We start from the raw sequence: 22689 nt of genomic DNA, 5'->3' as shown, positions 1-22689 counted from the left end.
GCGACCGGCGCCGCCCACCGGGCCGGCGAGCCTCAGACCTGTGACCAGGGTGGCGGGAAGGTCACGTCGCCGCTCGGCACCGCGCCGTCGGAGCCGTCCACCGACGGCAGCACCAGCGCTTGCCACGGATCACCCAGCCCCGACCACGGGCTGGTCAGCCCGAACCGGGCCGCCGGCTCGAAACCGAACCGGCGGTAGTAGGCGGGGTTGCCGAGCACCACCACCAGGCGCTCCCCGAGTTCGGCGGCGGCGTCGAGTCCGGCCCGGACGACGTCCTGGCCGTAGCCTCGGCGCTGCCGGGCGGGCCGCACCGCCACCGGGCCGAGCGCCAGCGCCGGGATTCCGCCCGGCCACACCTCGACCCGGCTCAGCAGGGCGTAGCCGACCAGCTCGCCGTCGACTTCGGCCACCATGGACAGCTCGGGCAGCCAGGCGTCGGTGACCCGCAGCGCCTCGACCAGCTGCACCTCCGGGGGCAGCCGGCGCTCTGGGCTGGCGAACGCCTCGGCGACCAGTTGACGGATCGCCACGGCGTCGGCGGGGCCCTCTGCGCGGAGCCGCACAGTCGTCACAGCTCGTGACGGTACCGCGACCGCGCCGTCCAGTCTCCCACTTCGGCGGGTGAAACATGGCGCGGACGGGTAAGACTTGAACCCATGAAACCCGTACGCACCGTGGCCCGTACCCTGTTGAGCACGATCTTCGTGGTCAGCGGCGCCCGCGCCGTGGCCAATCCCGAACTGCACGTGGACCGGGCGAAGCGGGTGACGGGCAAGGTCGCCCCGCTGTTGCAGGGCATCCACGAGGGGATCCCTACCGATCCGGCCAGTCTGGTCCGAATCAACGGTGCCGCCCAGCTCCTCGGCGGGCTGCTGCTGGCCACCGGGCACTTCACCCGGCCGGCCGCAGGGCTGCTGGCCGGCACGCTGGTGCCGACCACCATCGCCGGGCACCCGTTCTGGGAGCAGGACGACCCGGCACAGCGGCGGCTCCATCAGATCCACTTCATGAAGAACCTCGGGCTGATGGGCGGGCTGCTGCTCGCGGCCGCCGACACCGAGGGTCGGCCCGGCCTGGGCTGGCGGACCAGCCACGCGGTGGGTGGCGGCCGTCGACGGGTACGCCGGGCGGTGCGCACCGCTCGCCGTGACGCGCGGATCGCCGTACGCTCCGCGACGGCGGCCCGGAAGCTGCCTGGCTGAGCGCCGAACCGCCCCGACCGGGGGCACTGTTCCCGAGGGGCGGTTCCCGGTCTGCCGGGGGGCTGCGGGATCGCCGATCGGGCCACGGTCCATGCCGGACATATGCTAGTTTCACCTGACTGAGCAGCTGTGAATCACCTGAACCGCACTCGCTGCGTTAACGCGGTGGAAATGTCGCGAACCAGTGTGGGATCGGACACGGTCGCATAACGCAGGAGGCACTCGAGTGACCCACCGTTCTAGGCTCCCTGGAGGACCTGGGCGGAAGACCGACATTGGTACGGGGGTGGCCACGCCATGCCGGCGACCGTCGAAAGACGGCTAGGCCGCCTCGCCCCAGTCCGCCGCTTTGCTCGTGGAATCGACCGTCGAGCAGTCGTACGGATCGGCATCGTCGCCGTCGTCTGCTACGCCGCGTGGCTCGCCATCGCCACGTTCGGACGGCCGTACAACTTCTTCGACATGAAGATCTACCACGGTGCGGTGGTCTGGTGGGCGGGCGGACACGAGCTCTACGACTTCATCGCACCCAGGACCACCCTCGGCTTCACCTATCCACCCTTCGCCGGTCTGGTCATGCTGCCGATGGCGAGCATCCCGCTCGGCCTCGCCGGCTGGATCAACATCGTCGCCAGCGTCGCGACCCTGGCGATCGTGCTCGCCGCGCTGCTCAAGCCGATCACCGACCGGCTCGGCTGGTCGCTCTGGTTCACTCTCGGTCTCGCCGTGCCGATGGCGGTCGCCATCGAGCCGGCCCGGGAGACGCTCGGCTACGGCCAGGTCAACCTGCTGCTCTTCGGTCTCGTCATGGCCGACCTGGTGGCGCTGCGCTGGCGGGCCCGGCGTGGCAGCCGGATCACCGCCGGTGACGGCCCGCTGCGCCGACTCTTCTTCAGCGGCGCCTGGGCCGGAGTCGGCATCGGCCTGGCCACCTCGATCAAGCTCACTCCGGCGCTCTTCGTCGTCTACCTGCTGATCACCCGGCAGTGGCGGGCCGCGATGACCGCGGTGGGCACCGGGATCGCCGTCACCGTCGGCACCTTCGCGATCGCCGGTCGCGAGTCGACCACCTACTTCATGTCGGTGCTCTGGCAGACCGAACGGGTCGGCGCGGCGGACATGACGCCGAACCAGTCGCTGGCCGGGGTGCTCGCCCGGCTGTACGACTCGATCGAGACCCCCACCCTGCTCTGGCTCGCGTTCGCGATGCTGCTGCTGGCACTGGGGCTGTCCCGCGCCTCGCACTCGCACGCCGACGGCGACGAACTGACCGCCTTCACCCTGGTCGGGCTCACCACCAACGTGATCAGCCCGATCTCCTGGTCGCACCACCTGGTCTGGGTGATCCCGGCGATCGTGATCCTCGCCGACGCCGCGAGCCGACGCCGGACGGCCAGCCGGGGTCCGGGGCCGCGTCCTCCACTGTCGACGGCCGGCACCGGCCCGGCCGGGATGACCGGGCTGCGCGCGCCGATCTGGTTCCCCACCCTGACCGGCCTGCGGCACGGCATGGCAGCGGTCGGGCTCTACCTGCTCTTCCTGATCTCACCGATCTGGCCGTACGAGCACCAACTGCCGGAGGTGTCGCACTACCAGGACGGCTTCTTCGGCGCCCTGATGGAGAACTCCCTGGCCCTGGCGATCATCCTGCTGGTCGCCGCACTGCCGTGGCGGCCCGGCGCCGAGCCGGCGTTCTATCCCGAGCACGGCCGTCTCGACCGGCGGTTCGCGGGCCAGCGGTAACTCGCCGGCTCGCGGGCCAGCGGTAACTCGCCGGCTCGCGGGCCAGCGGTAACTCGCCGGCCCGCCGCGCTCGCGGACCGGTCAGGGGCAGTTCACCCACTCCTCGGTGCCGTCGGCGAAGAGCTGCCGCTTCCACACCGGCAACCGGGCCTTGACCTCGTCGACCAGCCGCGCGCAGGCCGCGAAGGCCGCCGCCCGGTGCGCAGTGCTCACCGCCGCCACCAGGGCCACGTCGCCGATCTCCAGCGGGCCGAGCCGGTGCGAGACCGCCACCGCGTGTACGTCGGGATCGGCCGCGATCTCGGCGGCCACCTCCCGCAGCACGTCGGCGGCGCTCGGGTGGCCCTCGTATTCCAGCCGCAGCACCGAGCGGCCATGGTCGTGATCGCGTACCACGCCCTGGAAGGAGACCACCGCACCGGCGGCGGCGTCGGCGACCACGGACTCGTGGAAGGCAAGGTCCAGCGGGGCGGTGCCGACGGTGGTGTGCAGCCGGCCGCTCGGCGGCACGGCTCCGGTCCCGACGGCCGGCTCGCTCCGTACGCTCATCTCACACTCCTCGCTCGGGGCGCTCTCCGGGCAGCAGCGGCAACGGTACGACCGGCACCCGGTCGCCCGGCTCGCCCTTGGTGCCCGGGGCGATGACGGCGAACCCGGCCGCGCCCGCCAGCCCGCGCAGCATCGCCGAGCCGACGTGCCGGACCGGAACGGCGGTGTTGGCGGCGGGGTCCACCCGGACCAGCGCCAGATGGGTGAAGTCACCCCGTCCGGCCACCGGCTCGGCCAGCGTCACCCGGGGCAGCTCCGGCATCGCCCGGCCGCGCAGCCCGGCCAGCAGCGGAGCGACCAGCGAGACGGTCGCGACGATCGCCGACTGCGGGTTGCCCGGCAGCCCGGCGACGAACCGGACCCGGCCGTCCGGCCCGGTCACCCGGGCGAGCAGCATCGGAAAGCCCGGGCGTACCGCCACGGTGTTGACGACGTATTCGGCGCCCAGCTCGCGCAGGGCCGGGTGCAGGTGGTCGACCGGCCCGTGCATGGTGCCGCCGGTGGTGCAGACCAGGTCGGCGGTGCCGAGACCCTGGCGGAGCGCCTCGACATGCGCCTCCAGGGTGTCCGCCACCGGACCGACCACGTCGGCGGCGGTGATGGCGCAGCCGTACCGGCGTAGCCAGGCGGGGACGGCCGGGCCGAGCGAGTCGCGTACCCGGCCGGCGCCGGGGCGGCCGGCAGTGAGCAGCTCGTCACCGAAGATGATCAGGGAGGCCCGGGGCGCCCGACGGACCCGGAGGGTGTCGTAGCCGCACGACGCGGCGAGCCCGATCACGCCGGGGTCGACCGGGGTACCGGCCGGCAACAGCTCCTCGCCGGAGTGCGCCTCCTCGCCGGGAGCGCGCCACTCCGGCGCCGACCGCAGCGTGCCGGCGACCAGCCCGTCGGCGGTACGCCTCGACTCCTCGACCCGGAGCACTCCGGCCGCGCCGCCCGGCAGCATCGCACCGGTGGCGATCTCGACGGCGGTGTCGTCCTCGACCAGCGGTGCCGGGGTGCCGCCGGCGAGGACCCGGCCAACGATCCGCCACGGCCCGGTGCCGCGTACGGCCCAGCCGTCCACGCTCGCCGTCGGAAAGGCGGGCAGGTCGGTGAGGGTGGTCAGCGGCTCGGCCAGGGTCAGGCCGTCGGCCTCGGCGACCGGCAGGGCGACCGGCTCCGGTGCGGCGGCGAGGCCGGCTTCGTAGACCCGGGACCGGGCCTGCGCCCAGCTCAGCGTCGGCGGGACGGTCGGCGGATCGGTGGCGACGGCGGTCTCGGTGCTCACGCCGACCCACCCACGCGTCCGGTCCGCTGCTGCGCGCTCCTCACGTTCACCGTACGAGCCTATCGTCGCGGCCCGACGCTGCGCGGTGCAGTTCAGTCGGTACGCGGATGGTCGCCGCCCCGGAGCTGGTCGACGGCGTGCCCCAGGATCGGCCCGAGTACGGCGAGACCGTCCTTGGCGCCGCCGGTGGAGCCGGGCAGGTTGACCACCAGCATCCGGCCGAGTACGCCGGCCAGGCCACGGGAGAGCGCCGCCGTCGGCACCTTGTCCCGGCTGTGCGCCCGGATCGCCTCGGCGATGCCGGGGATCTCGTAGTCGAGCAGGGCCCGGGTCACCTCGGGGGTCCGGTCGGTCGGGTTGATGCCGGTGCCGCCACTGGTCAGCACCACGTCGACGCCCTCGGCCGCCGCGCGGCGCAACTCGGCGCCGACCGGGTCGCCGTCGCGTACCACCACCGGCTCGTCGACCTGGCAGCCGAGCTTCGTCAGTCCCTCGACCAGCAGCGGGCCGCTGGTGTCGGCGTAGACGCCGGTGGCGGCCCGGTTGGAGGCGACCACCACCCTCGCCCGGATCACGGCCGGTCCGCCGGTCGAGTCCAGTCGCCGGTCTTGCCGCCTTCCTTGCGCAGCACGCGTACCCCCTCGATCGAGGCCGCCGGGTCGACGGCCTTGACCATGTCGATCAGCGCGAGCCCGGCGGTGGCCACGGCGGTCAGCGCCTCCATCTCGACGCCGGTCCGGTCGGCGGTCCGGACCGTCGCGGTGATCTCGACCGTGTCTTCGCCGGGCTCCAGGTCGACGGTGACGCCGTGCAGCGCGATCGGATGGCAGAGCGGGATCAGGTCCGGGGTGCGTTTCGCGCCCATGATGCCGGCGAGCCGGCCGACGGCCAGGGCGTCGCCCTTGGGCAGCCCGTCCCGGCGCAGCAGCTCGACCACCTCGGCCGTCGTACGCAGCCGGCCGGCGGCGACGGCCCGGCGCACCGAGACCGGTTTGGCGGAGACGTCGACCATCCGGGCCGATCCGGCGGAGTCGACGTGGGTGAGGTGCGCGGACTCGGTCACGTCCGCGAGCCTAGCGAGTCGGTCCCGAGTCCGCCCGGCAGAGCCGAGGTACGTCGTGGGGCCGCATCACTCGTGATGACGGGGCCGGCACAGGGTGCGCCCACCGAGCCAGCTGTGGAGTGGAAGCCCGCACTTCTCTCGTCAGAGCAATTGTTCCAGGGCTCCGTAGTCCGCTTGCGATACGAGGATGGAGTCACCGTCGTGGCCTCGGCCGGCGCCAAGGTCGTCTTTAGCGGCTCGGTTGAGCAGGCGCCCGATCGGACCGGAGAGCAGCGGACGGTCAAGCGGTCGGTACGAGTGATCGATCCGTTGGGCAGCCGCAGACCAGCGCCCGATGCCGTACAGAAGTACCGCGCCGCGGGCCGGAGCGTGTACGCCGAAGCCCTCGCCGCAGGCTACTCTCCCGCGGCCGCCCGACGCATGACCCAACAGGGTGGCGCGACCCTGGACGCAGAGCCTCCCATCTACGCTTCGGGCTGCGTCTACAGCGAGGAGGTTCAACCCGATCCCGAGTTCGAATGGTCGGGCTGCTACAAGCTCTACGACGTACAGGCTCAGGACGCGGACGCATGGTACGTCGCGGGATCCGGAACCGCCCGTGGCTGGGGAACCAATGCCCTTAGTGGAGGCAAGGAGCTCAACGCTGGCTACTCGGAGATCTTCTGGAACGCTTTCGAGGGTGAGATCATCGAGGCAGCACCGTCCGCTAACCGGGATGGGGACAACTGTCGGCAGTTCACTATCTCTCTGGCACGGATCATCGAACTTTCGTACCAGGTCCCGCTCTGTGACGATCGATGGGCCGTCACCTGGGACCAGTGGCATCACCGGGTGCAATGGGAAGGCGCCAGCATAGGCGGATCCAGCGATCTCCGTTCCGCCTCGGGCGCCAGCACGCTCCGGGTGCCTTCGTATGTCGACACCATCGGAATGGAATACCAGGTCGGATGGGCCTACCGCTGCTTTTGTTAGAGCAGGTTCTGGCTGCTGACGAGAACAGACGCACGAGAAGGAATCAGCAGATTTCCTCAGTGCCATCATGATAGTTGTAGGCAGCATGGCGGACGGCGTCGCTGTGTCGGCGCCGTCCGCCGCTAAGGGCTACTACGAACGCTTCGCATCTGGGATGATGAGGACATGGAGAAGGAGAAGGCCAGGGTGAAGCGCCACCAGCAGGATGGTCCATCCATTCTGACGAAACTCCGGGTAGCTCTCTCCATCATCGTGGTCGCAGGGGTTGCATTACAGGGTTGTGGCGAGCCCCAACACCTACCGCCGTCATCCCGCCCGACGGAAGCGCCCTTGATCGAGAAACACGCACCATCCTCGGGCAAGCCGGTCCGCCTCGAGCACGAGATTCAGGGCTGGGAGACCTTTGCCTGGCTGTCGGAGCGGCTCCTTTGCGTCATGGCGGCCAGACCTGTCCAGCTTCGACGTCCCGGTCAGGAGAACGAGCACACCTACTGTGACCGGGCACCTGACACGCTGCTCCGCGACGGCCCTCCGGCCCTGTCCTCCAAGCCGCTTCCGCAGGTGGCTCCGATGGACCCGGACTCCCGGAGACTGCTGTTGGTCGGCACCGTCAGAGGCACTGTCGCCACCGTGGATGTGAGCATGTTCGGCGTCACAGTGACCGGCGAGGTTCGGCAACTGCCGACCGGGGACCACCGTCAGATAGGTGCCTACGCCGTCTGGCTCCCCCGCAGTGGACCAGAAACGCACGGGATGACCTTGTCGGACATCACTGCGGTCGTCGCTCGGGACCACGCCGGCCGCGTTGTAGCCGAGCTGCCCTGACCCGGCGAGACGGCCAGGCGTCCGGCTGCCTCGCCGGCAGAGTACGCCCCCGCAACCCGCGCCGGCATTGCCACCGTCACAGCAATCGGCCGGCGAGTGAAGGAGCGGGTCTCGCTTACCTGTCGTGGGTGCTGCACGACGCGGCTACCCGACCCGCACTTCACCCTCATCCCGCTGGCGAAGGCTCGGGGGCGTCGACGCCAGCCGGTTCTTTTGCCGCCCTGGGAGGGGTTCACTTGGCAGGATCGGGGAGCCTGGCGAGGCGACGCTCGACCTCGAAGCGCTCTGGAACGCCCATGCGCCGGAAGATCGCCAACGCCCGCTCCCAGTGCCGACGCGCCTCGGCTGGAGTACCTGGATCGCCCGCCCCAGATCTCGCAGCGCCCGCTGCGGGTTGCCAATCCGAAGCCAGGCATACGCCCGATAATTATGAATGGTCGCAATCGCCGCAGAATTGCCGAGTCGATCCGCCGCCTCCAGGGCGTGGCGATGCGTTTCCAGAATGTCATCATGATATCCACGCATGAAATAGAATCGCCACGCCACTCGAGCCAGTCGCCACGCCTCGTCCAGATGCCCGCCTTCAGTTGCGACGCGGATCAGGCAGCGTAGATTACTCCGCTCATCCTCGAGCCACTCCTGGCCAACGGGACAGTATGCGGTGATCAGGTCAGGCCGCATCGGCTGATCCAGTCCTAATTGATCCGCCAGTCGAGACGGTTCCAACGTACGGGTGGCAACGAGGGCCAGGTGCAGGTAATGATCGAGCAGACGTCGAATCACCACCTGCCGTTCGGCCGGTTCAAATGCGCCCTTACCCAGTTGCTCGGCGTAATCACGTAGAAGATCGTGTAGTCGGAACCGGCCCGCCCGGGGTTCTTCCACCAGATGACGGTCAACGAGCTCGTCGAGTACGAGCCTCGCCTGAGCCAGTGACAGGTCAGCCAGCGCGGCCACTGCACCCGGTCCGAAGTGTTCGCCGGGATACAGTCCAAGCAGCCGGAATACTCGCTGTACCGGCTCTCGTAGAGGTTCGAACGACAGGGCGAACACGGCGGCGACGTCTCGGTCCTCTGCGAAAAGCTCGCCGAGCGCATGGCCGCTCTGGTCGAGTCGTTGCGCCAGGTCCGCCACTTTCCAGCCGGGTCGGTGGGCCAAGCGGGCACCTGCCAGCCGGATCGCCAGGGGGAGATAGCCGCATCGGCGTACCACCGTTGCGGCGGCCTCTGGTTCGGCCCGTAGCCGATCCCACCCGGCAGCCTGTGCCAGCAACTCGACCGAATCGCCCTCGCCGAGGACGGCCAGCGATTCAGGTGGGATCCCGTCACTGGCAAGCAACCGACGACGACTCGTCACCAAAACCAGTGCGCCGGGCGCGGAAGGCAGCAGCGGCTCGATCTGATCCCTGCCGCCGGCGTTGTCCAGGACGACAACGGCCCGCCGGGCGCCAAGTTCCGACCGCCACAGGGCGATTCGGTGATCAAGCTCGGCGGGAATCCGACCCGCTGGTACGCCGAGTTGCCGTAGCAGTGTGACCAGTGCGGTAGCGGATGGCTTGGCGAGGCCGGCCTGTGGCCAGGCACAACTCGGCCCGCTGCTCAACCAGCCCGAGCCGCTGCTCGATTGCCGTCGTCCGGCGGGCCGACAACACCGGTCCGAGCGGCACTCCCGACAACACCGGTCCGCGCCACCGCTGCTCGGCCGGGCGGAGCAGGTCGTCCGCGCCCGACAGGTCCCCACTGGCGAGAGCCTCGTCGGCCCGCCCGCACTCAGCCTCGAAGCTGAGCAGGTCGACGTCGTCGGGTCGTACCCGGAACTGGTAGCCGGGACCGCATCGGGCCAGCAGGCCCCTCGTTGAATCCACCTGGTCGAGGGCCCGTCGAAGGCTCGCCGCGTAGCCGCGAGCGTTCGCCACCGCCGAGGCCGGTGCTGCCTCCGGCCACAGCTCGTCGATCAACTCCTCCAAGGTGACCATCCGTCCCGGCCGGATCGCCAGCATCGCCAACACGGCCTGCTGCTTCGGCGTACCGACCGATAACGGCTTCGGGTCTGCGACGACCTGCAACGGTCCGAGAAGCTGGATCTCAACCATCGACGGCCCCAAATCGTACAAAAAGGACGAGTTGAGCATTTACCCAATGCAGTCTACCGATCAGTCCGGGTCACATTCACTGGCGTCATTCTCCTGACGGCGACTGGGGCGGACCGAATTCACCCGCAATGAACCCAATCATCCAGGCTTACATTTGCAGCGGCGACCCGCACCTAGAGTCAGCGGATCGATACGAACCGAGTTCTACCAGGTCAGCCGATGGAGACTCATGGTCGGTTTGGCCGAGACTCGACGCCAATCACGTGGAGTGCACCACACCGGTCGACCGCATCGCCAGCCGCCGAGGCCGAACGACCCGATTCCCGCGACCACTGGATCAGACCTTCCACTGCACGCGTGGAAGCGGGTATCCCGGAGGGAAGCCGAGCACGTTCACTCCCTAACCTCAGTTCGCCAGCCACGCTGGCCGCTCACAGTTCCCATATATGGACAGAGCGTGACGAATATGGCGCCGGTTGGCTAATACTGAGCATAGCGACATTTATCGTCGCTAACCCTGTCGTAGTCCCCTAAGCTTCACCCATCTCGCGATTGAGACCGGCAAGCAAGGGAACATTCCGCACGTTCGGGTGTGACTCGGATGCATTCAGATGGAGGCGTCGGCATGCGCGGCAACGAGTGGCTCTGAGAGCGATACAGTCATCACGCTGAGCACCCAGAAGGTTGCTACCGTTACAGACCACCAGGTCTTGGCGACACAGGAATCGGCGTGAGTCAGACACAGCGAGACGACAACGGGACCGATCAGCGGCTGTTGCTGCTCGTCGGTCTCGTCGCTGTTTCCGCCGCGGTCGTGGCCGCCCTCGCGCTGATCGAGACCATCGGTAACCCGCCGAGGTCAGGCGATCAACTGCTCACCGTGGCGCTGCTGATCGTGACGCTGACGATCAGCCTCCCCGTCAAAGCTCCAATTCGGATCAGGTCGACGACTCACGCAACCGCATGGGTCGAGACCGCCATCATCATAGGTGTCGCCTTGGCGCCCACTTCCTGGGTCGTGCTCTGCACCGGTCTCGGTGTGACAATCGCAACGAGGATCATGAGGGTTTCCTCGATTAAGACGATTTTCACTGTCAGCAAGAACATGCTGGTGGCAGCCGGGGCCGGCATGACCCTGATGCTCTTTGGCTGGTCTTGGCCACCGGACGAACTACAGAACCTGATCGCCCCACTCGCCGCGGCCTACGCCGTCGCGGCGCTGCTCGACGAAGCACTCGGCATACCGGTGATCGCTCTCGCGGCCCGGACGAATGTGCTCCGACACTTCGCGACGAACTGGGATCTGCGACTCGCCGGCTTCGGCGTGCGGTTCGTCGTCGCCGTCTTCACGCTGATCCTCCTCTGGGTCGAGCCCTGGCTGCTGGTGGCCATGCCGCCGCTGGCGCTCAGCCTGCACCTGGCGTACTCGACGCGGGTGCGGGCCCGGGCCGAGCGGCAGGCCTGGCAGGACCTGGCGCACACGACCGATGCGCTCAACGTCGTCGACATCGACGCCGTACTGCACACCGCCGTGTCACAGGCCGCCAACCTGTTCTCCGCCGACGAGGTCGAAGTGGAGTTGCAGGAGAGCCGGCGCACCGTCAGGGGCAGCAGTGAGGCCATCACCCACGACGGCCTCGCCAGCCAGCCCTCGACGGTCAACGGTTCGGTCATCCCGATAGAGATGAAGGGCTACGACGGCAGCCACGTCGGGATGCTGCGGCTGCGCTTCCGGGGGCCGGTCAAGCTCTCCGAGCGCGAGCAGTACACCCTGCGCACCTTCGCGTCGGCGCTCTGCACGGCGGTCCGCAACGCGTCCGCGTACGCCGAGCTGAACCGGGTGGCCGAGGAACACGCACACGCCGCCGCGCACGACGCGCTGACCGGCCTGGCGAACCGGCGACACCTGCTCGATCGGGGCGCCTGCCAGCTCGGCCAGCGCCGCACCGAGGGTGTCGTCGCGCTGCTGCTGATCGACCTCAACCACTTCAAGGAGGTCAACGACACGCTCGGGCACGCGGCCGGCGATCGGGTACTGATCCGGGTGGCCGAGCGGCTGCGCGGCGCCGTACACGGTGAGGACCTCGTCGCCCGGCTCGGCGGCGACGAGTTCGCGGTGCTCTTCCACGGCCTGCCGGCCCCGGCGGTCGCCGCGCACCGGGCCGAGGCGCTGCTCACCGCGTTGCACGAGCCGATCGAACTGGACGGGATGCGGATCAGCGTCGAGGCCAGCGGCGGCATCGCGGTCGCGCCCAGCAGCGGCGGGATGACCGAGTTGCTGCGCCGCGCCGACGTGGCGATGTACCAGGCCAAGCGGGCCGGACGGCGGATCGCCACGTACGCCCCGGCCCGGGACACCGCCGACCTCGGGCGGCTCTCGCTCGGCGGCGACCTGCCCCGGGCGGTGGCCGACCACGAGTTCACCGTCAACTTCCAGCCGATCGTCGACCTCGGCAGCGGCGAGGTGGTGGCCGCCGAGGCGCTGGCCCGGTGGCGGCATCCGGCCCGGGGCACCATCGACCCGCTCCGGTTCCTGGAGACGGTGGAGCGGTCCGGGCTGCTGCCGGCATTCGCCGAGGCCGTACTCGACCAGTCGCTGATCGCCGCCAACACCTGGCGGGAGGCCGGCTTCGACCTGCCGGTGGCGGTCAACGTCTCGCCGCGCAGCCTGCTGGACGCCCGGTTCCCCGGCTCGGTACTGGCCCGGCTTCGGGCGCACGACCTGCCGCCGGACCGGCTGGTGCTGGAACTGACCGAGACGTTGACGCTCAGCCAACTCGAGGTGGTCGACCAGGTGCTCGGGCAGCTCCGGGACGCGGGGATCCGGCTCGCGCTGGACGACTTCGGCACCGGCTACTCGTCACTGTCGGTGCTGTCCCGGATCCCCGTACACGAATTGAAGATCGACCGGGGCTTCGTCACCGCGATGGAGACCTCGGCCGAGGCCACCGCGGTGATCCGGTCCACCGTCGACCTCGGCCGCAGCCTCAACCTGAGCGTGGTGGCCGAGGGCGTGGAGAGCGAGCCGCAGCGCCGCGCGCTCTGGGAGCTGGGCTGCGCCGCCGGCCAGGGTCACCTCTTCGCCCGACCGATGCCGGCCGCCCGGCTGCTCGCCGCCCTGCACCAGGGCGCGGGCGGCCGGCCCGGCACGCTGGCCCCCGCGCTGCACGACGAGGGCGCCGTGGTCCGGCTCTCCCCCGGCCGCCGGCCCGGGCCGCGCCGCGCCGAGCGCCTGCCACACCTGCCGGCGTAATCACCGCACCCGCCGCAGGCCCCCTCCGCCACACCTGCCGGGGTAACCCACCTGCGGCAGGCCGTCTGCCACACCTGCCGGCGTAACCACCGCACGTGCCGCAGGCGGTCTGCCACACTTGCCCGCGTGACTGCCACGGACGAACTGGAGACCGCCGCAGCCGACCGCCGGAGATACTGGCGCCGGGCCGACCGGGCCGCCGGGGGGCTCGCCGCCGACCTGGTGCTCTATCTCCTCTCCACCGGCTTCGCCGCCGTCACCGCAGCCACCTCCACACTCCTGCCGCACCGGGCCTGGGGCAGCGTCGCCGCCGTCGGCTACCTGCTCGGCACGATCGTGGTGCTCGGTCAACTCCTCGTCCGGCGCCGCCGGCCCGACTCCCGGCTGGCCGGTACCGCCGCTCGGGGCGGGCTGACCGTCGTCACCTGGGCCGCCACCGCCCTGCTGCCGCTGGTCTGGCAGGCGGTCGAGCGGGTCGGTGGCCGGCTCGACCGGGCCCAGGAGGAGGTGGTGGTGGTCGAGCACTCCGGCGCCCGGCTGCTCGACCACGGCACGCCGTACCTGACCCGGGACGCCATCGCCGCGCTGCCGGGTGGAGAGCAGCTACTCGGCTACACCCCGTACCAGCCGGGCATGGCGCTCTTCGGTCTGCCCCGCGCCGTCGCCGGCACCGCGTGGTGGACGGACGCCAGGATCTGGTTCGCCGTGGCGACCGCCGTCGCGCTCGGGCTGGCCGTGCTGCTGCTGCGCCGCCCGGCGGCGGCGGTCGCCGTCGGGCGCACCGCGCCGTCGGTGGAGCGGGCCGGTGCCCGGGACGCCGCGCTGGTCCGGGCGGTGCAGCTCGCGACGGTACTGCCGGTCTGCGCGCTGACCCTGGCGACCGGCGGTGACGACCTGCCGGTCCTCGCCCTCTGCCTGCTCGCCCTCGCCTACGCCGCCCGGGACCGCTTCGTCGGCGCCGGGCTGGCGGTCGGGCTGGCGGCGGCACTGAAACTCTTCGCCTGGCCGGTCGCGCTGGTCCTGCTGGTGCACGCCGCAGTCCGGGGGCGCCGGACCGGGCTGCGGCTGGCCGCCGGGGCGCTCGGCCTCCCGCTGGTCGCCCTCGTCCCGGCCCAGCTCGTCGACTCGGCGGCGCTGGTCGAGAACGTGCTGCGCTTCCCGCTCGGCCACGGCCTGGTCCGCAGCCCGGCCGCGTCGCCGTTCCCGGGGTACCTGATCGCGCAGGCGCTGCCCGCCGGCCGGGTGGTCGCCGCCGCGCTGCTGGTCGCGGCCGGTCTGCTGATCGCCGTCCTGCTGCTGCGCCGCCCGCCGCGCACGGCCGCCTCCGCCGCGCTGTTCTGCGGGTACGGGCTGCTCGCCGCGATCCTGCTGATGCCCTCGACCCGGTTCGGGTACCTGCTCTATCCGGTCGCCTTCCTCTGCTGGGTCCCCGCGCTCCGGCTCGCCCGCACCCCGCAGGACACCCCGGACTCCGGCCGCACCCCGGTGCCGACGGCCACCCCGTGAATGCCGACGGCCGTCCCGTGGATCCGCCCCGCTCCGCCGAGCCCGACGAACCCGAGGAGCCCCATCAGCCCCACGAGCCCGACGAACCCGACGAGCCGCCCGCGCTGCCGAACCGGCCCGGCTGGGACGTCTTCGCCGTGGTCGCCCTCGGCGGGGCGCTCGGCGCGGCCGGCCGGTACGGGCTGGTGGTGCTCTGGCCGCACGCCCCCACCGGGGTACCGTGGGCGACCCTGCTCACCAACCTCTCCGGCTGCGCCCTGATCGGCCTGCTGATGCGGCTGGTCACCACCGCCGCCCCGCACCGGCTGGTCCGGCCGTTCCTCGGCACCGGGATCCTCGGCGGCTTCACCACGTTCTCCACGTACGCGGTGGAGACCCGGGGACTCCTCGCCGCCGGCCGCCCCGGCGTCGCCGTCGGCTACCTGCTCGGCACCCTCGCCGGAGCGCTGGTCGCGGTACGCCTCGGGATGTGGGCGGCGGACCGGGTGCGGTCGTGACCGGGCAGCGGGTCGGGCGATGCTGACCTGGGCGGCGGTACTGGTCGGCGGCGCGGTCGGCGCGGTCGGCCGGTTCACGGTCAACTGGCTGGTCGAGCGCCGGTCCCGCCCCGCGCCGTGGGCGACGTTCACGGTCAACGTCGCCGGCTCGCTGGTGCTGGGCGTGCTCGCCGGCGCCGCTGCCGCCCTGCCGGGCTGGGTCGGTGCGCTGGTCGGCACCGGCTTCTGCGGCGCCCTCACCACATACTCGACGTTCGGCTACGAGACCGTGCAGCTACTCCGGAGCGGGCCGGCCGGACGCGGCTGGGCGGTGCTGAACGTGCTGGCCTCCCTCGCCGCCGGGCTCGGCGCCGCCGCCCTGGGCTGGCAGCTCGGCAGCCTCCGGTGACCCCGCCGCCCGCCGGCCGGGCCGAACCGGTGGCGCCGGTGGTGGTTCGTGCCGCCGGGCTCCGCATCGCGCTGGTCGGCGCCTCCGGGGGGAGCCCTGGTCGAGGTGACCGACGGCACGCCGGACCGGGCAGGATGGCCGGGCCGCTGCCCGGGAACCGTCGCAGACGCCCTCCTGGGAGCTTTTCTGGGGCGTCTGCCGAGCGGGATCGGCCGGCGGGGCGTAAACCTGAGGCATGAACGCGACCTATCGGGATCGGGCGGAGGCCGGTGCCGCACTCGCCGACCGGCTCACCTCGATCGCCGGCGACCCGGGCGTGGTCGTCCTCGGGCTGGTCCGGGGCGGCGTACCGGTGGCCGCGGCGGTGGCGGAGCGGCTCGGCGCACCGCTGGACGTACTGGTGGTGCGGAAACTGGGCCTGCCGGAGGCGCCAGAGGTGGCCTTCGGTGCCGTCGGACCGGGCGGGCTGCGGGTACTCAACGAGGAGATCGCCGACCGGCTGGACCCGGAGGAGGTGGACGCGGTGGTGCGGGCCGAGACCGCCGAGCTGGAACGGCGCGAGCGGCTCTACCGGAAGGACCGGCCGCCGCTGCGGCTGGACGGCCGGATCGCGGTGATCGTCGACGACGGACTGGCCACCGGAGCCACCGCGCGGGCCGCCGTGGGGGTCGGCCGGCAACTGGGCGCCCGGCGGGTGGTGCTGGCCGTCCCGGTCGGCGCGCCGCAGGCGTACGACGTGCTCAGCCACGCCGCCGACGAGGTGGTCTGCCCGGAGCGCCCGGCCGACTTCGGCGCCGTCAGCCGTTACTACGACGACTTCCACGAGGTGTCCGATGCCGAAGTGGTGGCCGCGCTGACGGGAACTAGGTGATTCGACCGGGTACCGTCGAGTGATGCAGATGACCTGTCCCAAGTGTCGTGGCGACATGCGCCAGTACGAGCGCAGCGGCGTCACGGTTGACCAGTGCACCGAATGCCGTGGCATCTTCCTCGACCGGGGCGAGTTGGAGAAGCTGTTCGAGGCCGAGGCCAACTGGAGCCAGCAGCAGGCGCCGGCGTCGCAGCACGCCCCCGCGCCGGGTGCCGGATACCCGCCGCCTCCGCCGCCGGCCCCGCACCAGCCCGCCTACGGAGGTCCGAGCCACGCACCGCCACCGCCGCCGCCACCGCCCGGCCACGGCTACCCGCCGGCGCCGGCTCCGGCGTACGGGCAGCACGGGCAGCCGCACTACGGCTACCACGGGCACTACCGGAACAAGAAGCGGAAGGGCTTCCTGAACGACTTCTTCGACTGACCGGCCCCGCCGGCAGGACGCGGTGTCGGCCCCCGCTGCGGGGCCGGTCACCGGACCGGCCGGCTGACCGGAGTCTTCGCGGATCCCCGTGCCCGGCAACGAACCTCGCGCGTCGTCGACGGGCGGGCGTACGTCGCCGGGCCCGGGGATCCGGCCATTCGGCGAAGGTGGGTGGGTCGGCTGGACGGCGTGGATGCGCCCCGGGCGGCGGGCGGTGAACTGTCCCCGGCGCCGGGCAGTGAGGCCGCCCGGGCGGCGGAGCCGCGGCGAGCGCTCGGTGCGGCGTACGACCGGATCACCGCGACCATCGACGGCCTCGCCGACGCCGACCTGCTCCGGCCGACCCGCTGCCGGGGCTGGTTCGTCGTCGACCTGCTCCTGCATCTCGTCCTGGACGCCCAGCGGGCCCTGGTGACGCTCGCCAGCCCGGTGGTCGGGCCGGCCGACGTGGACGGCGCCAGCTACTGGCTGTCGCCGAGCGATCCGGACGAGGGGCGGCACGCCGCCTGGGTACGCCGCTCGGCCGCCGCCTTCGACCGGCCGCGCGGGGTGGTCCGGCTCTGGACCGACACCGCACCGGCGGCGGTCCGGGCCGCCGCCGCAGCCGACCCGCTCGGGTACCTCACCACCCAGGGTCACGTGCTGGCGGTGCCGGAGTTCCTCGCCACCCTGGTCACCGAGGCGGTGGTGCACCATCTCGACCTGACGGTGGACCTTCCGGGCGCGCCGGAGCCGGAGCCGGACGGCGTGGCCATCGCAGTGGCGACCCTGGACGGGCTGCTCAGTGCCGAGGCGATCCGCCCGGCCGACTGGTCGGACACCGACTATCTGCTGAAGGGCACCGGGCGGCTCCCGCTGACCGCGCATGACCGGCTGGTACTCGGCGAGGCCGCCGGCTGGTTCCCACTGCTCGGCTGAGTCCGCGAGGCGGCTCACTCGCAGACCCGGGTGCTCCCCCTCCGGTCCGCCCTCACGCCACGCCACGGAACCGGACAGAGACGGCTCAGCCAGGCTCAGCCACGAGAGTCAAAACAAACTCCGGCGGTGATGTCGAGAATCCGTGCCCGGCTCCGTCCCCGCGGGTGAACGTGACCAAGATGGGTCGCACCGGCTTCAAGGAGAAACACGATGGCCAAGTACCTGCTGCTCAAGCACTACCGGGGCGCTCCGGCCGCGGTCAACGACGTGCCCATGGACCAGTGGACGCCGGAGGAGATCTCGGCCCACGTGCAGTACATGCGCGACTTCGCGGCCCGGCTCGAAGGCACCGGCGAGTTCGTCGACGGTCAGGCGCTCGCCCCCGAGGGGACGTTCGTCCGGTACGACGGTGAGGGGCGTCCGCCGGTCACCGACGGCCCGTTCGCCGAGACCAAGGACCTCATCGCCGGCTGGATGGTGATCGACGTCGACAGCTACGAGCGCGCCATCGAACTGGCCGGAGAGCTGTCGGCCGCCCCCGGGGCGGGCGGGAAGCCGATCCACGAGTGGCTCGAGCTGCGCCCGTTTCTGACCGAGCCGCCCACCATCACGGAGTGACGTCTGAAATGAACGAGGCGCTGCTCCGGAGCCTCACGCCGAGCGTGCTCGGCATCCTCGTCCGCCGCGGAGCCAACTTCGCGGCGGCCGAGGATGCCGTGCAGGACGCGTTGGTCGAGGCGGTCCGCGTCTGGCCGGTCGACCCGCCTCGGGACCCAAAGGGCTGGCTGATCACGGTGGCCTGGCACCGGTTCCTCGACGCGACCCGGTCGGACGCCGCCCGCCGCCGGCGTGAGGAACTCGTCGACGAGGAACCGGCGCCCGGGCCCGCGCCCGCGGCGGACGACACGCTCCAGCTCTACTTCCTCTGTGCCCACCCGTCGCTGACGCCGTCGTCCGCGGTCGCGCTCACGCTGCGCGCCGTCGGCGGGCTGACCACCCGCCAGATCGCCCAGGCTTATCTGGTGCCCGAGGCGACCATGGCGCAGCGGATCAGCCGGGCCAAGCGGACCGTCTCCGGCGTGCGGTTCGACCAGCCCGGCGACGTCGCCACCGTGCTGCGGGTCCTTTACCTGGTCTTCAACGAGGGATACTCCGGCGACGTCGACCTCGCCGCCGAGGCGATCCGGCTCACCCGGCAGCTCGCGGCCGCGATCGACCACCCCGAGGTGGCCGGGCTGCTCGCCCTCATGCTGCTGCACCACGCCCGCCGGGCCACCCGGACCGCGCCCGACGGCAGCCTGGTGCCGCTCGCCGAGCAGGACCGCGGCCGGTGGGACACCGAGTCGATCGCCGAGGCCGTCGACATCCTGCAGGCGGCCCTCGCCCGCGACCGGCTGGGCGAGTTCCAGGCCCAGGCCGCCATCGCGGCACTCCACGCCGACGCGCTCACCGCCGACGAGACCGACTGGGTGCAGATCGTCGAGTGGTACGACGAACTCGCGCGCCTGACCGACAGCCCGGTCGTCCGGCTCAACCGTGCAGTGGCCGTTGGCGAGGCCGACGGACCACGCGCCGGGCTGGCGGCGCTCGCGGCGCTGGACGACTCGCTGCCCCGGCACACCGCGGTGGCGGCGTACCTGCACGAGCGCGACGGCGACCTGGCGACGGCGGCACGGTTGTACGCCGAGGCGGCCCGGAAGGCACCCAACCTCGCCGAGCGGGACCACCTGACGCGCCAGGCCGGCCGGCTCAACGCCCGGCGGCGTCGCTGACGGTTCGCGTTCGGATCCTCCCGCGGCACCGGTCGTTCCGCCGAGATGGATCGATCGGGCCCGTCATACGATTGCCATGTCCACGAAGCGCGACAGGTGGAGCTGCGCCGCCACCGTCACGGTGTCTGTCGGCCCGTTCCGGTGCTTGGCGACGATGAAATCCGCCTCGCCGGCCCGCGGCGACTCCTTGTCGTAGTAGTCGTCGCGATGCAGAAGTATGACAACGTCGGCATCTTGCTCAATCGACCCAGACTCTCGCAAATCGGACAACTGAGGACGCTTGTCGGTACGCTGCTCCGGGCCACGGTTCAATTGGCTGACCGCGATCACGGGGCACTCGACCTCCTTGGCCAGCAGCTTCAGCCCTCGGGACAGCTCCGCGACCTCCTGCTGGCGGCTCTCGGTGCGCTTCGGCGAACTCATCAGCTGGAGATAGTCCACCACGATCATCTTGAGGTCGTGCCGCTGCTTGAGCCGGCGGGCCTTGGCCCGGATCTCCATCAGGTTCATGTTGGGTGTGTCGTCAACGAAGAGCGGCGCCTCGCTGATCTCGCCCATCCGGCGGGCCAGCTTGGTCCAGTCGTCGTCCGAGAGCTGCCCGCTGCGCAGCACGTGCAGCGGCACCCGGGCCTCGGCCGAGAGGAGTCGCATCACGATCTCGACCTTGCTCATTTCCAGCGAGAAGATGGCACTCGCACAGTTGTGCCGGATCGCGGCGTTTCTGGCAAAGTCCATCGAGGCGGTGCTGTTGTGGGTGGGGATCATGGATCGGCCGGCAAGATATAGATGATCGGCGTTGTCAACAGTTACGCACCGCACGGGGACACTGGGAACCGGGCGAACGTCGACGATATACCGACAACCGGTGCGAGCGGTGCCATTCGTACGGCAGCGCTCCTTGTGGGCAATCTTCTTTCGCGTCAGTCGAAACACATCGTCTTCGGTCGAAAAGTTCAGGATGTACGCAGTGGAGGTCTCCTCGGTCTTTCCCTTCACCCGCTTCGTGTTGACCGAGCACCGATAGCCGAGGCTGACGATCAGCTCGCGAGTGTCCTCGGCGAGACGTCGCGACGTGACTGCGAACTGCAGGCTGCCGGTCGGCGTGACAGTTCCGTCGGTATCCATCAATCCGGCGAGCAACGCGCGCCGTTGGGCCTCCGAGGCGCGGAGGTACGCGGTCGGGATGTGCTTGTCGCCGAACACGCCAGCCGCGCGGAGGTAGCCGACGAACGATCCCCAACGGTTGTGACACGAGGCGCACCTTCGGGCACCGGTCCAGCCGTTCTCGGGAAGCTTCCCGCAGGACGCGCAGCCGGTGCGGTCGGCAGGGTTCACAAGACCCTTGGACTTTCCCCCGCAGGACTGCCCACAGGTTCGAACGCTGGGGCCACGCGGAGTGAAGCTGTTGCCGCAGACAATGCAATCCCGGTCTGGGAGCGGATTCAAGCCTGCGACCTTGATCGAGTAGGCGAGGGTTTCGGTCCCGACGGGTGCAACAATGAACCCGTCCTCCCTGACGTGGGTAACCATCTCCGGATCGGCGGTTGTGAAGCAGGCCGACGGGGTGGAGCCGTCGCCCAACCACACGCCGAGCGTGTAGGGCGGGATCGGAAGGTCATCGCGACATGGCAACTCGATCGGGAGAGCGTTCTCGACGGCGTGGTTGAGTCGCCCGTCAGTGGGGTGCCGGAGCGTGATCGCGATGCCGGCTGTGGTGATCGGCTCACCGTGGTTGGCGGTGTTCTCGACATTCATCAACCGGTTCACCCGACGAGCCAGGGCCGCCATCAGGGCGCGACGAGAGTAGGCGCGGATATTCGTCCTGCGCCACGGCTTGCCCGCCCGAATGTACTCACGGGCCACCTCGCCGGCGAAGCCCACCTCGGCTCCGACGATGTGCAGTACGTTCCGGAACTGTTCGCCGGTCAGCGCCACCGCTTCGCGGAATGTGACTAGTTCATCGGGTTCCGCCATGGCTGTCTGGTGTGCGGCGGTAGCGGTAGCGCGTGCATCTCCAGACCATTGGTGGGATCGCTTGCCCTCGGCCCGCTGTCGGCGGCTGGCCCTGGTGGTGGTCTTCCACAAGTGCTCGCCGTCAGCCACGATCACGCTTCCGTCGGAGAATTCGACCTCGTAGCAGGGGCGGTTGTGGAGGACGTCGAAGGCGTGCGTCACGGTAGTGGGGCGCCCGTCGGCTCCGAGGAGCTGGTCGCCTACCTTGACATTGCCCATGGTGGTCCAACCGGCGGGGGTTGGGAGCGGTGTGTCGAGCGCCAGGGCTTTTCCCAAACCAGGCCTACCCGCCACGATCACCAACTGCCCCGGGTGCAGCCCGTTGAGCAGCCGGTCCAGGTCGGTGAAGCCGGTCGGTACGCCGGTCATCACGCCGCCTTGCGCGCCGACCGCCTCGATCTCGTCCAGCGTCGGCTGGAGCATGTCGGCGAGCACCGCGAAGTCCTCGCTGACGCGCTTCTCGGTGACGTCGTAGATCGCCTGCTGGGCCAGGTCCACCACGTCGTCGACGTCCCGCCCGCCGCCACCGGCCGAGCCGTAGCCGAGCTGCACGATCCGGGTACCCGCCTCGACCAGGCGCCGCAACACCGCGCGCTCGCCGACGATCCGGGCGTAGTAGGCGGCGTTGGCGGCCGTCGGCACGCTGGCGATCAGCGTGTGCAGATAGGGGGCGCCGCCGATCCGGGCCAGGTCGCCGGAGTCGGCGAGCGCCGCGGCGACGGTGATGGCGTCGGCCGGCTCGCCCCGGCCGTAGAGGTCCAGGATCGCGTCGAAGACGGTCGAGTGCACCGGCCGGTAGAAGTCGTTGGTCCGGAGGATCTCGACGACGTCGGCGATCGCGTCCTTGGAGAGCAGCATCCCGCCGAGCACGCACTGCTCGGCGGCGATGTCCTGCGGCGGCGTCTTGTCGAACTGGCCGTCGCGCGGCGCCGGGACGTCGGTCGGCGGCGTCGACGGTCGCGACTCTCCGCGCGACGGGCGCGACTCCCCACGGACGTCGTCGGTGACCGACACGGGCATCCCCCTCCGCCACACCGGCTGGCTCCCAGCGAACCGCCGACGTACGACATTTCTCGGCTGACCCACGGCCCCGGCCGGCCGACGGGCCGGACCGGCCCTGGCCAGCCGCCTTGACCGGGGGAAATGTCGGCACGGGTGGCAGGGTCAGGGCAGCAACGATACGGACGTCGAGGTCAGGGACTCAAGCACGCCGGTGGACGGAGTTCGGGACAACCTGTGGACGGCTCCCGGCGGGGTGTGTGCGGCCCTGTGCACAGGCTGTGGATAACGATTGGGGAAGAATAGCCTGTAGCCGCTCTGACCTGCGCCGA

The 22689-nt window shown here is 70.9% G+C and carries 21 protein-coding genes; 13 read left to right on the top strand and 8 right to left on the bottom strand.

Translation table 11 applies throughout. From position 1 onward, the window contains the following. Nucleotides 1-32: 32 nt before the first annotated feature. Nucleotides 33-572, bottom strand: a complete 540-nt coding sequence (locus R6Y94_RS32725; RefSeq protein ID WP_318399927.1) for an N-acetyltransferase — start codon at nucleotides 570-572, stop codon at nucleotides 33-35. Nucleotides 573-656: 84 nt separating this feature from the next. Here R6Y94_RS32725 and R6Y94_RS32720 point away from each other — a divergent pair, with 84 nt between their 5' ends. Both R6Y94_RS32720 and R6Y94_RS32715 read left to right on the top strand, forming a co-directional pair. Then, the gene (locus tag R6Y94_RS32720) at nucleotides 657-1202 is read left to right on the top strand and encodes a DoxX family membrane protein (RefSeq protein ID WP_318399925.1); all 546 of its coding nucleotides are present in this window, start codon (nucleotides 657-659) and stop codon (nucleotides 1200-1202) included. A 297-nt stretch (nucleotides 1203-1499) separates the two neighbouring features. Then, complete coding sequence (locus R6Y94_RS32715; protein WP_318399923.1) at nucleotides 1500-2945, top strand: glycosyltransferase 87 family protein; 1446 nt, start codon at nucleotides 1500-1502, stop codon at nucleotides 2943-2945. A gap of 81 nt (nucleotides 2946-3026) precedes the next feature. Here R6Y94_RS32715 and R6Y94_RS32710 read toward each other — a convergent pair whose 3' ends face one another. The 4 genes from R6Y94_RS32710 to moaC form a co-directional block, all read right to left on the bottom strand. After that, the gene (locus R6Y94_RS32710) at nucleotides 3027-3494 is read right to left on the bottom strand and encodes a molybdenum cofactor biosynthesis protein MoaE (protein WP_318399921.1); all 468 of its coding nucleotides are present in this window, start codon (nucleotides 3492-3494) and stop codon (nucleotides 3027-3029) included. 1 nt (nucleotide 3495) lies between these two features. Next, nucleotides 3496-4713: a molybdopterin molybdotransferase MoeA gene (locus tag R6Y94_RS32705; protein WP_412102934.1), complete on the bottom strand. Its 1218-nt coding sequence runs from the start codon at nucleotides 4711-4713 to the stop codon at nucleotides 3496-3498. A gap of 143 nt (nucleotides 4714-4856) precedes the next feature. Beyond that, nucleotides 4857-5339 carry a MogA/MoaB family molybdenum cofactor biosynthesis protein gene (locus tag R6Y94_RS32700; protein ID WP_318399918.1) on the bottom strand — a complete coding sequence of 161 codons (483 nt, stop codon included), beginning with the start codon at nucleotides 5337-5339 and terminating at the stop codon, nucleotides 4857-4859. Continuing rightward, nucleotides 5336-5827: a cyclic pyranopterin monophosphate synthase MoaC gene (gene moaC / locus R6Y94_RS32695; RefSeq protein WP_318399917.1), complete on the bottom strand. Its 492-nt coding sequence runs from the start codon at nucleotides 5825-5827 to the stop codon at nucleotides 5336-5338. Before moaC ends, R6Y94_RS32700 begins: the two co-directional genes overlap by 4 nt. Before the next feature lie 201 nt (nucleotides 5828-6028). On the opposite strand from moaC, the gene R6Y94_RS32690 reads away from it, so the two are divergent. Both R6Y94_RS32690 and R6Y94_RS32685 read left to right on the top strand, forming a co-directional pair. Next, complete coding sequence (locus R6Y94_RS32690; RefSeq protein WP_318399915.1) at nucleotides 6029-6799, top strand: hypothetical protein; 771 nt, start codon at nucleotides 6029-6031, stop codon at nucleotides 6797-6799. Nucleotides 6800-6964: 165 nt separating this feature from the next. After that, complete coding sequence (locus R6Y94_RS32685) at nucleotides 6965-7624, top strand: hypothetical protein (protein WP_318399914.1); 660 nt, start codon at nucleotides 6965-6967, stop codon at nucleotides 7622-7624. 144 nt (nucleotides 7625-7768) lie between these two features. Here R6Y94_RS32685 and R6Y94_RS32680 read toward each other — a convergent pair whose 3' ends face one another. Continuing rightward, on the bottom strand, nucleotides 7769-8980 hold the full coding sequence (locus tag R6Y94_RS32680) for a hypothetical protein (protein ID WP_318399912.1): 1212 nt from the start codon (nucleotides 8978-8980) through the stop codon (nucleotides 7769-7771). 124 nt (nucleotides 8981-9104) lie between these two features. Continuing rightward, nucleotides 9105-9716 (bottom strand): AfsR/SARP family transcriptional regulator, encoded by a 612-nt coding sequence (locus R6Y94_RS32675; RefSeq protein WP_318399911.1) that lies wholly within the window; start codon nucleotides 9714-9716, stop codon nucleotides 9105-9107. A gap of 730 nt (nucleotides 9717-10446) precedes the next feature. Between R6Y94_RS32675 and R6Y94_RS32670 the strand changes: the two genes are divergently transcribed. The 9 genes from R6Y94_RS32670 (at nucleotide 10447) to R6Y94_RS32630 (ending at nucleotide 19345) form a co-directional block, all read left to right on the top strand. Further along, nucleotides 10447-12969 (top strand): bifunctional diguanylate cyclase/phosphodiesterase, encoded by a 2523-nt coding sequence (locus R6Y94_RS32670; protein ID WP_318399909.1) that lies wholly within the window; start codon nucleotides 10447-10449, stop codon nucleotides 12967-12969. A gap of 144 nt (nucleotides 12970-13113) precedes the next feature. Continuing rightward, the gene (locus tag R6Y94_RS32665; RefSeq protein ID WP_318400029.1) at nucleotides 13114-14475 is read left to right on the top strand and encodes a glycosyltransferase 87 family protein; all 1362 of its coding nucleotides are present in this window, start codon (nucleotides 13114-13116) and stop codon (nucleotides 14473-14475) included. Nucleotides 14476-14492: 17 nt separating this feature from the next. Further along, nucleotides 14493-14972: a fluoride efflux transporter CrcB gene (gene crcB / locus R6Y94_RS32660; protein ID WP_318399907.1), complete on the top strand. Its 480-nt coding sequence runs from the start codon at nucleotides 14493-14495 to the stop codon at nucleotides 14970-14972. Nucleotides 14973-14994: 22 nt separating this feature from the next. After that, nucleotides 14995-15360, top strand: coding sequence for a fluoride efflux transporter CrcB (gene crcB / locus R6Y94_RS32655; protein WP_318400028.1), 366 nt, complete (start codon nucleotides 14995-14997; stop codon nucleotides 15358-15360). Nucleotides 15361-15595: 235 nt separating this feature from the next. Continuing rightward, nucleotides 15596-16231 carry a phosphoribosyltransferase gene (locus R6Y94_RS32650; protein ID WP_318399906.1) on the top strand — a complete coding sequence of 212 codons (636 nt, stop codon included), beginning with the start codon at nucleotides 15596-15598 and terminating at the stop codon, nucleotides 16229-16231. A gap of 19 nt (nucleotides 16232-16250) precedes the next feature. Beyond that, nucleotides 16251-16655 carry a zf-TFIIB domain-containing protein gene (locus R6Y94_RS32645; RefSeq protein WP_318399904.1) on the top strand — a complete coding sequence of 135 codons (405 nt, stop codon included), beginning with the start codon at nucleotides 16251-16253 and terminating at the stop codon, nucleotides 16653-16655. A gap of 171 nt (nucleotides 16656-16826) precedes the next feature. Continuing rightward, nucleotides 16827-17573 carry a maleylpyruvate isomerase N-terminal domain-containing protein gene (locus R6Y94_RS32640; protein ID WP_318399901.1) on the top strand — a complete coding sequence of 249 codons (747 nt, stop codon included), beginning with the start codon at nucleotides 16827-16829 and terminating at the stop codon, nucleotides 17571-17573. A 210-nt stretch (nucleotides 17574-17783) separates the two neighbouring features. Continuing rightward, a complete protein-coding gene (locus tag R6Y94_RS32635) occupies nucleotides 17784-18191 on the top strand; it encodes a YciI family protein (RefSeq protein WP_318399899.1) in 408 nt (135 codons plus the stop codon). Nucleotides 18192-18199: 8 nt separating this feature from the next. Continuing rightward, nucleotides 18200-19345 carry an RNA polymerase sigma factor gene (locus R6Y94_RS32630; protein ID WP_318400026.1) on the top strand — a complete coding sequence of 382 codons (1146 nt, stop codon included), beginning with the start codon at nucleotides 18200-18202 and terminating at the stop codon, nucleotides 19343-19345. A 63-nt stretch (nucleotides 19346-19408) separates the two neighbouring features. Here the strand turns inward: R6Y94_RS32630 and dnaB are convergent, their stop codons facing one another. After that, nucleotides 19409-22378, bottom strand: coding sequence for a replicative DNA helicase (gene dnaB / locus R6Y94_RS32625; protein ID WP_318399897.1), 2970 nt, complete (start codon nucleotides 22376-22378; stop codon nucleotides 19409-19411). Nucleotides 22379-22689: the final 311 nt, after the last annotated feature.

It is taken from the genome of Plantactinospora sp. KLBMP9567 (assembly GCF_033446045.1).
GTDB lineage: Bacteria > Actinomycetota > Actinomycetes > Mycobacteriales > Micromonosporaceae > Plantactinospora.
This window is presented reverse-complemented; position numbering and strand designations above follow the sequence as displayed.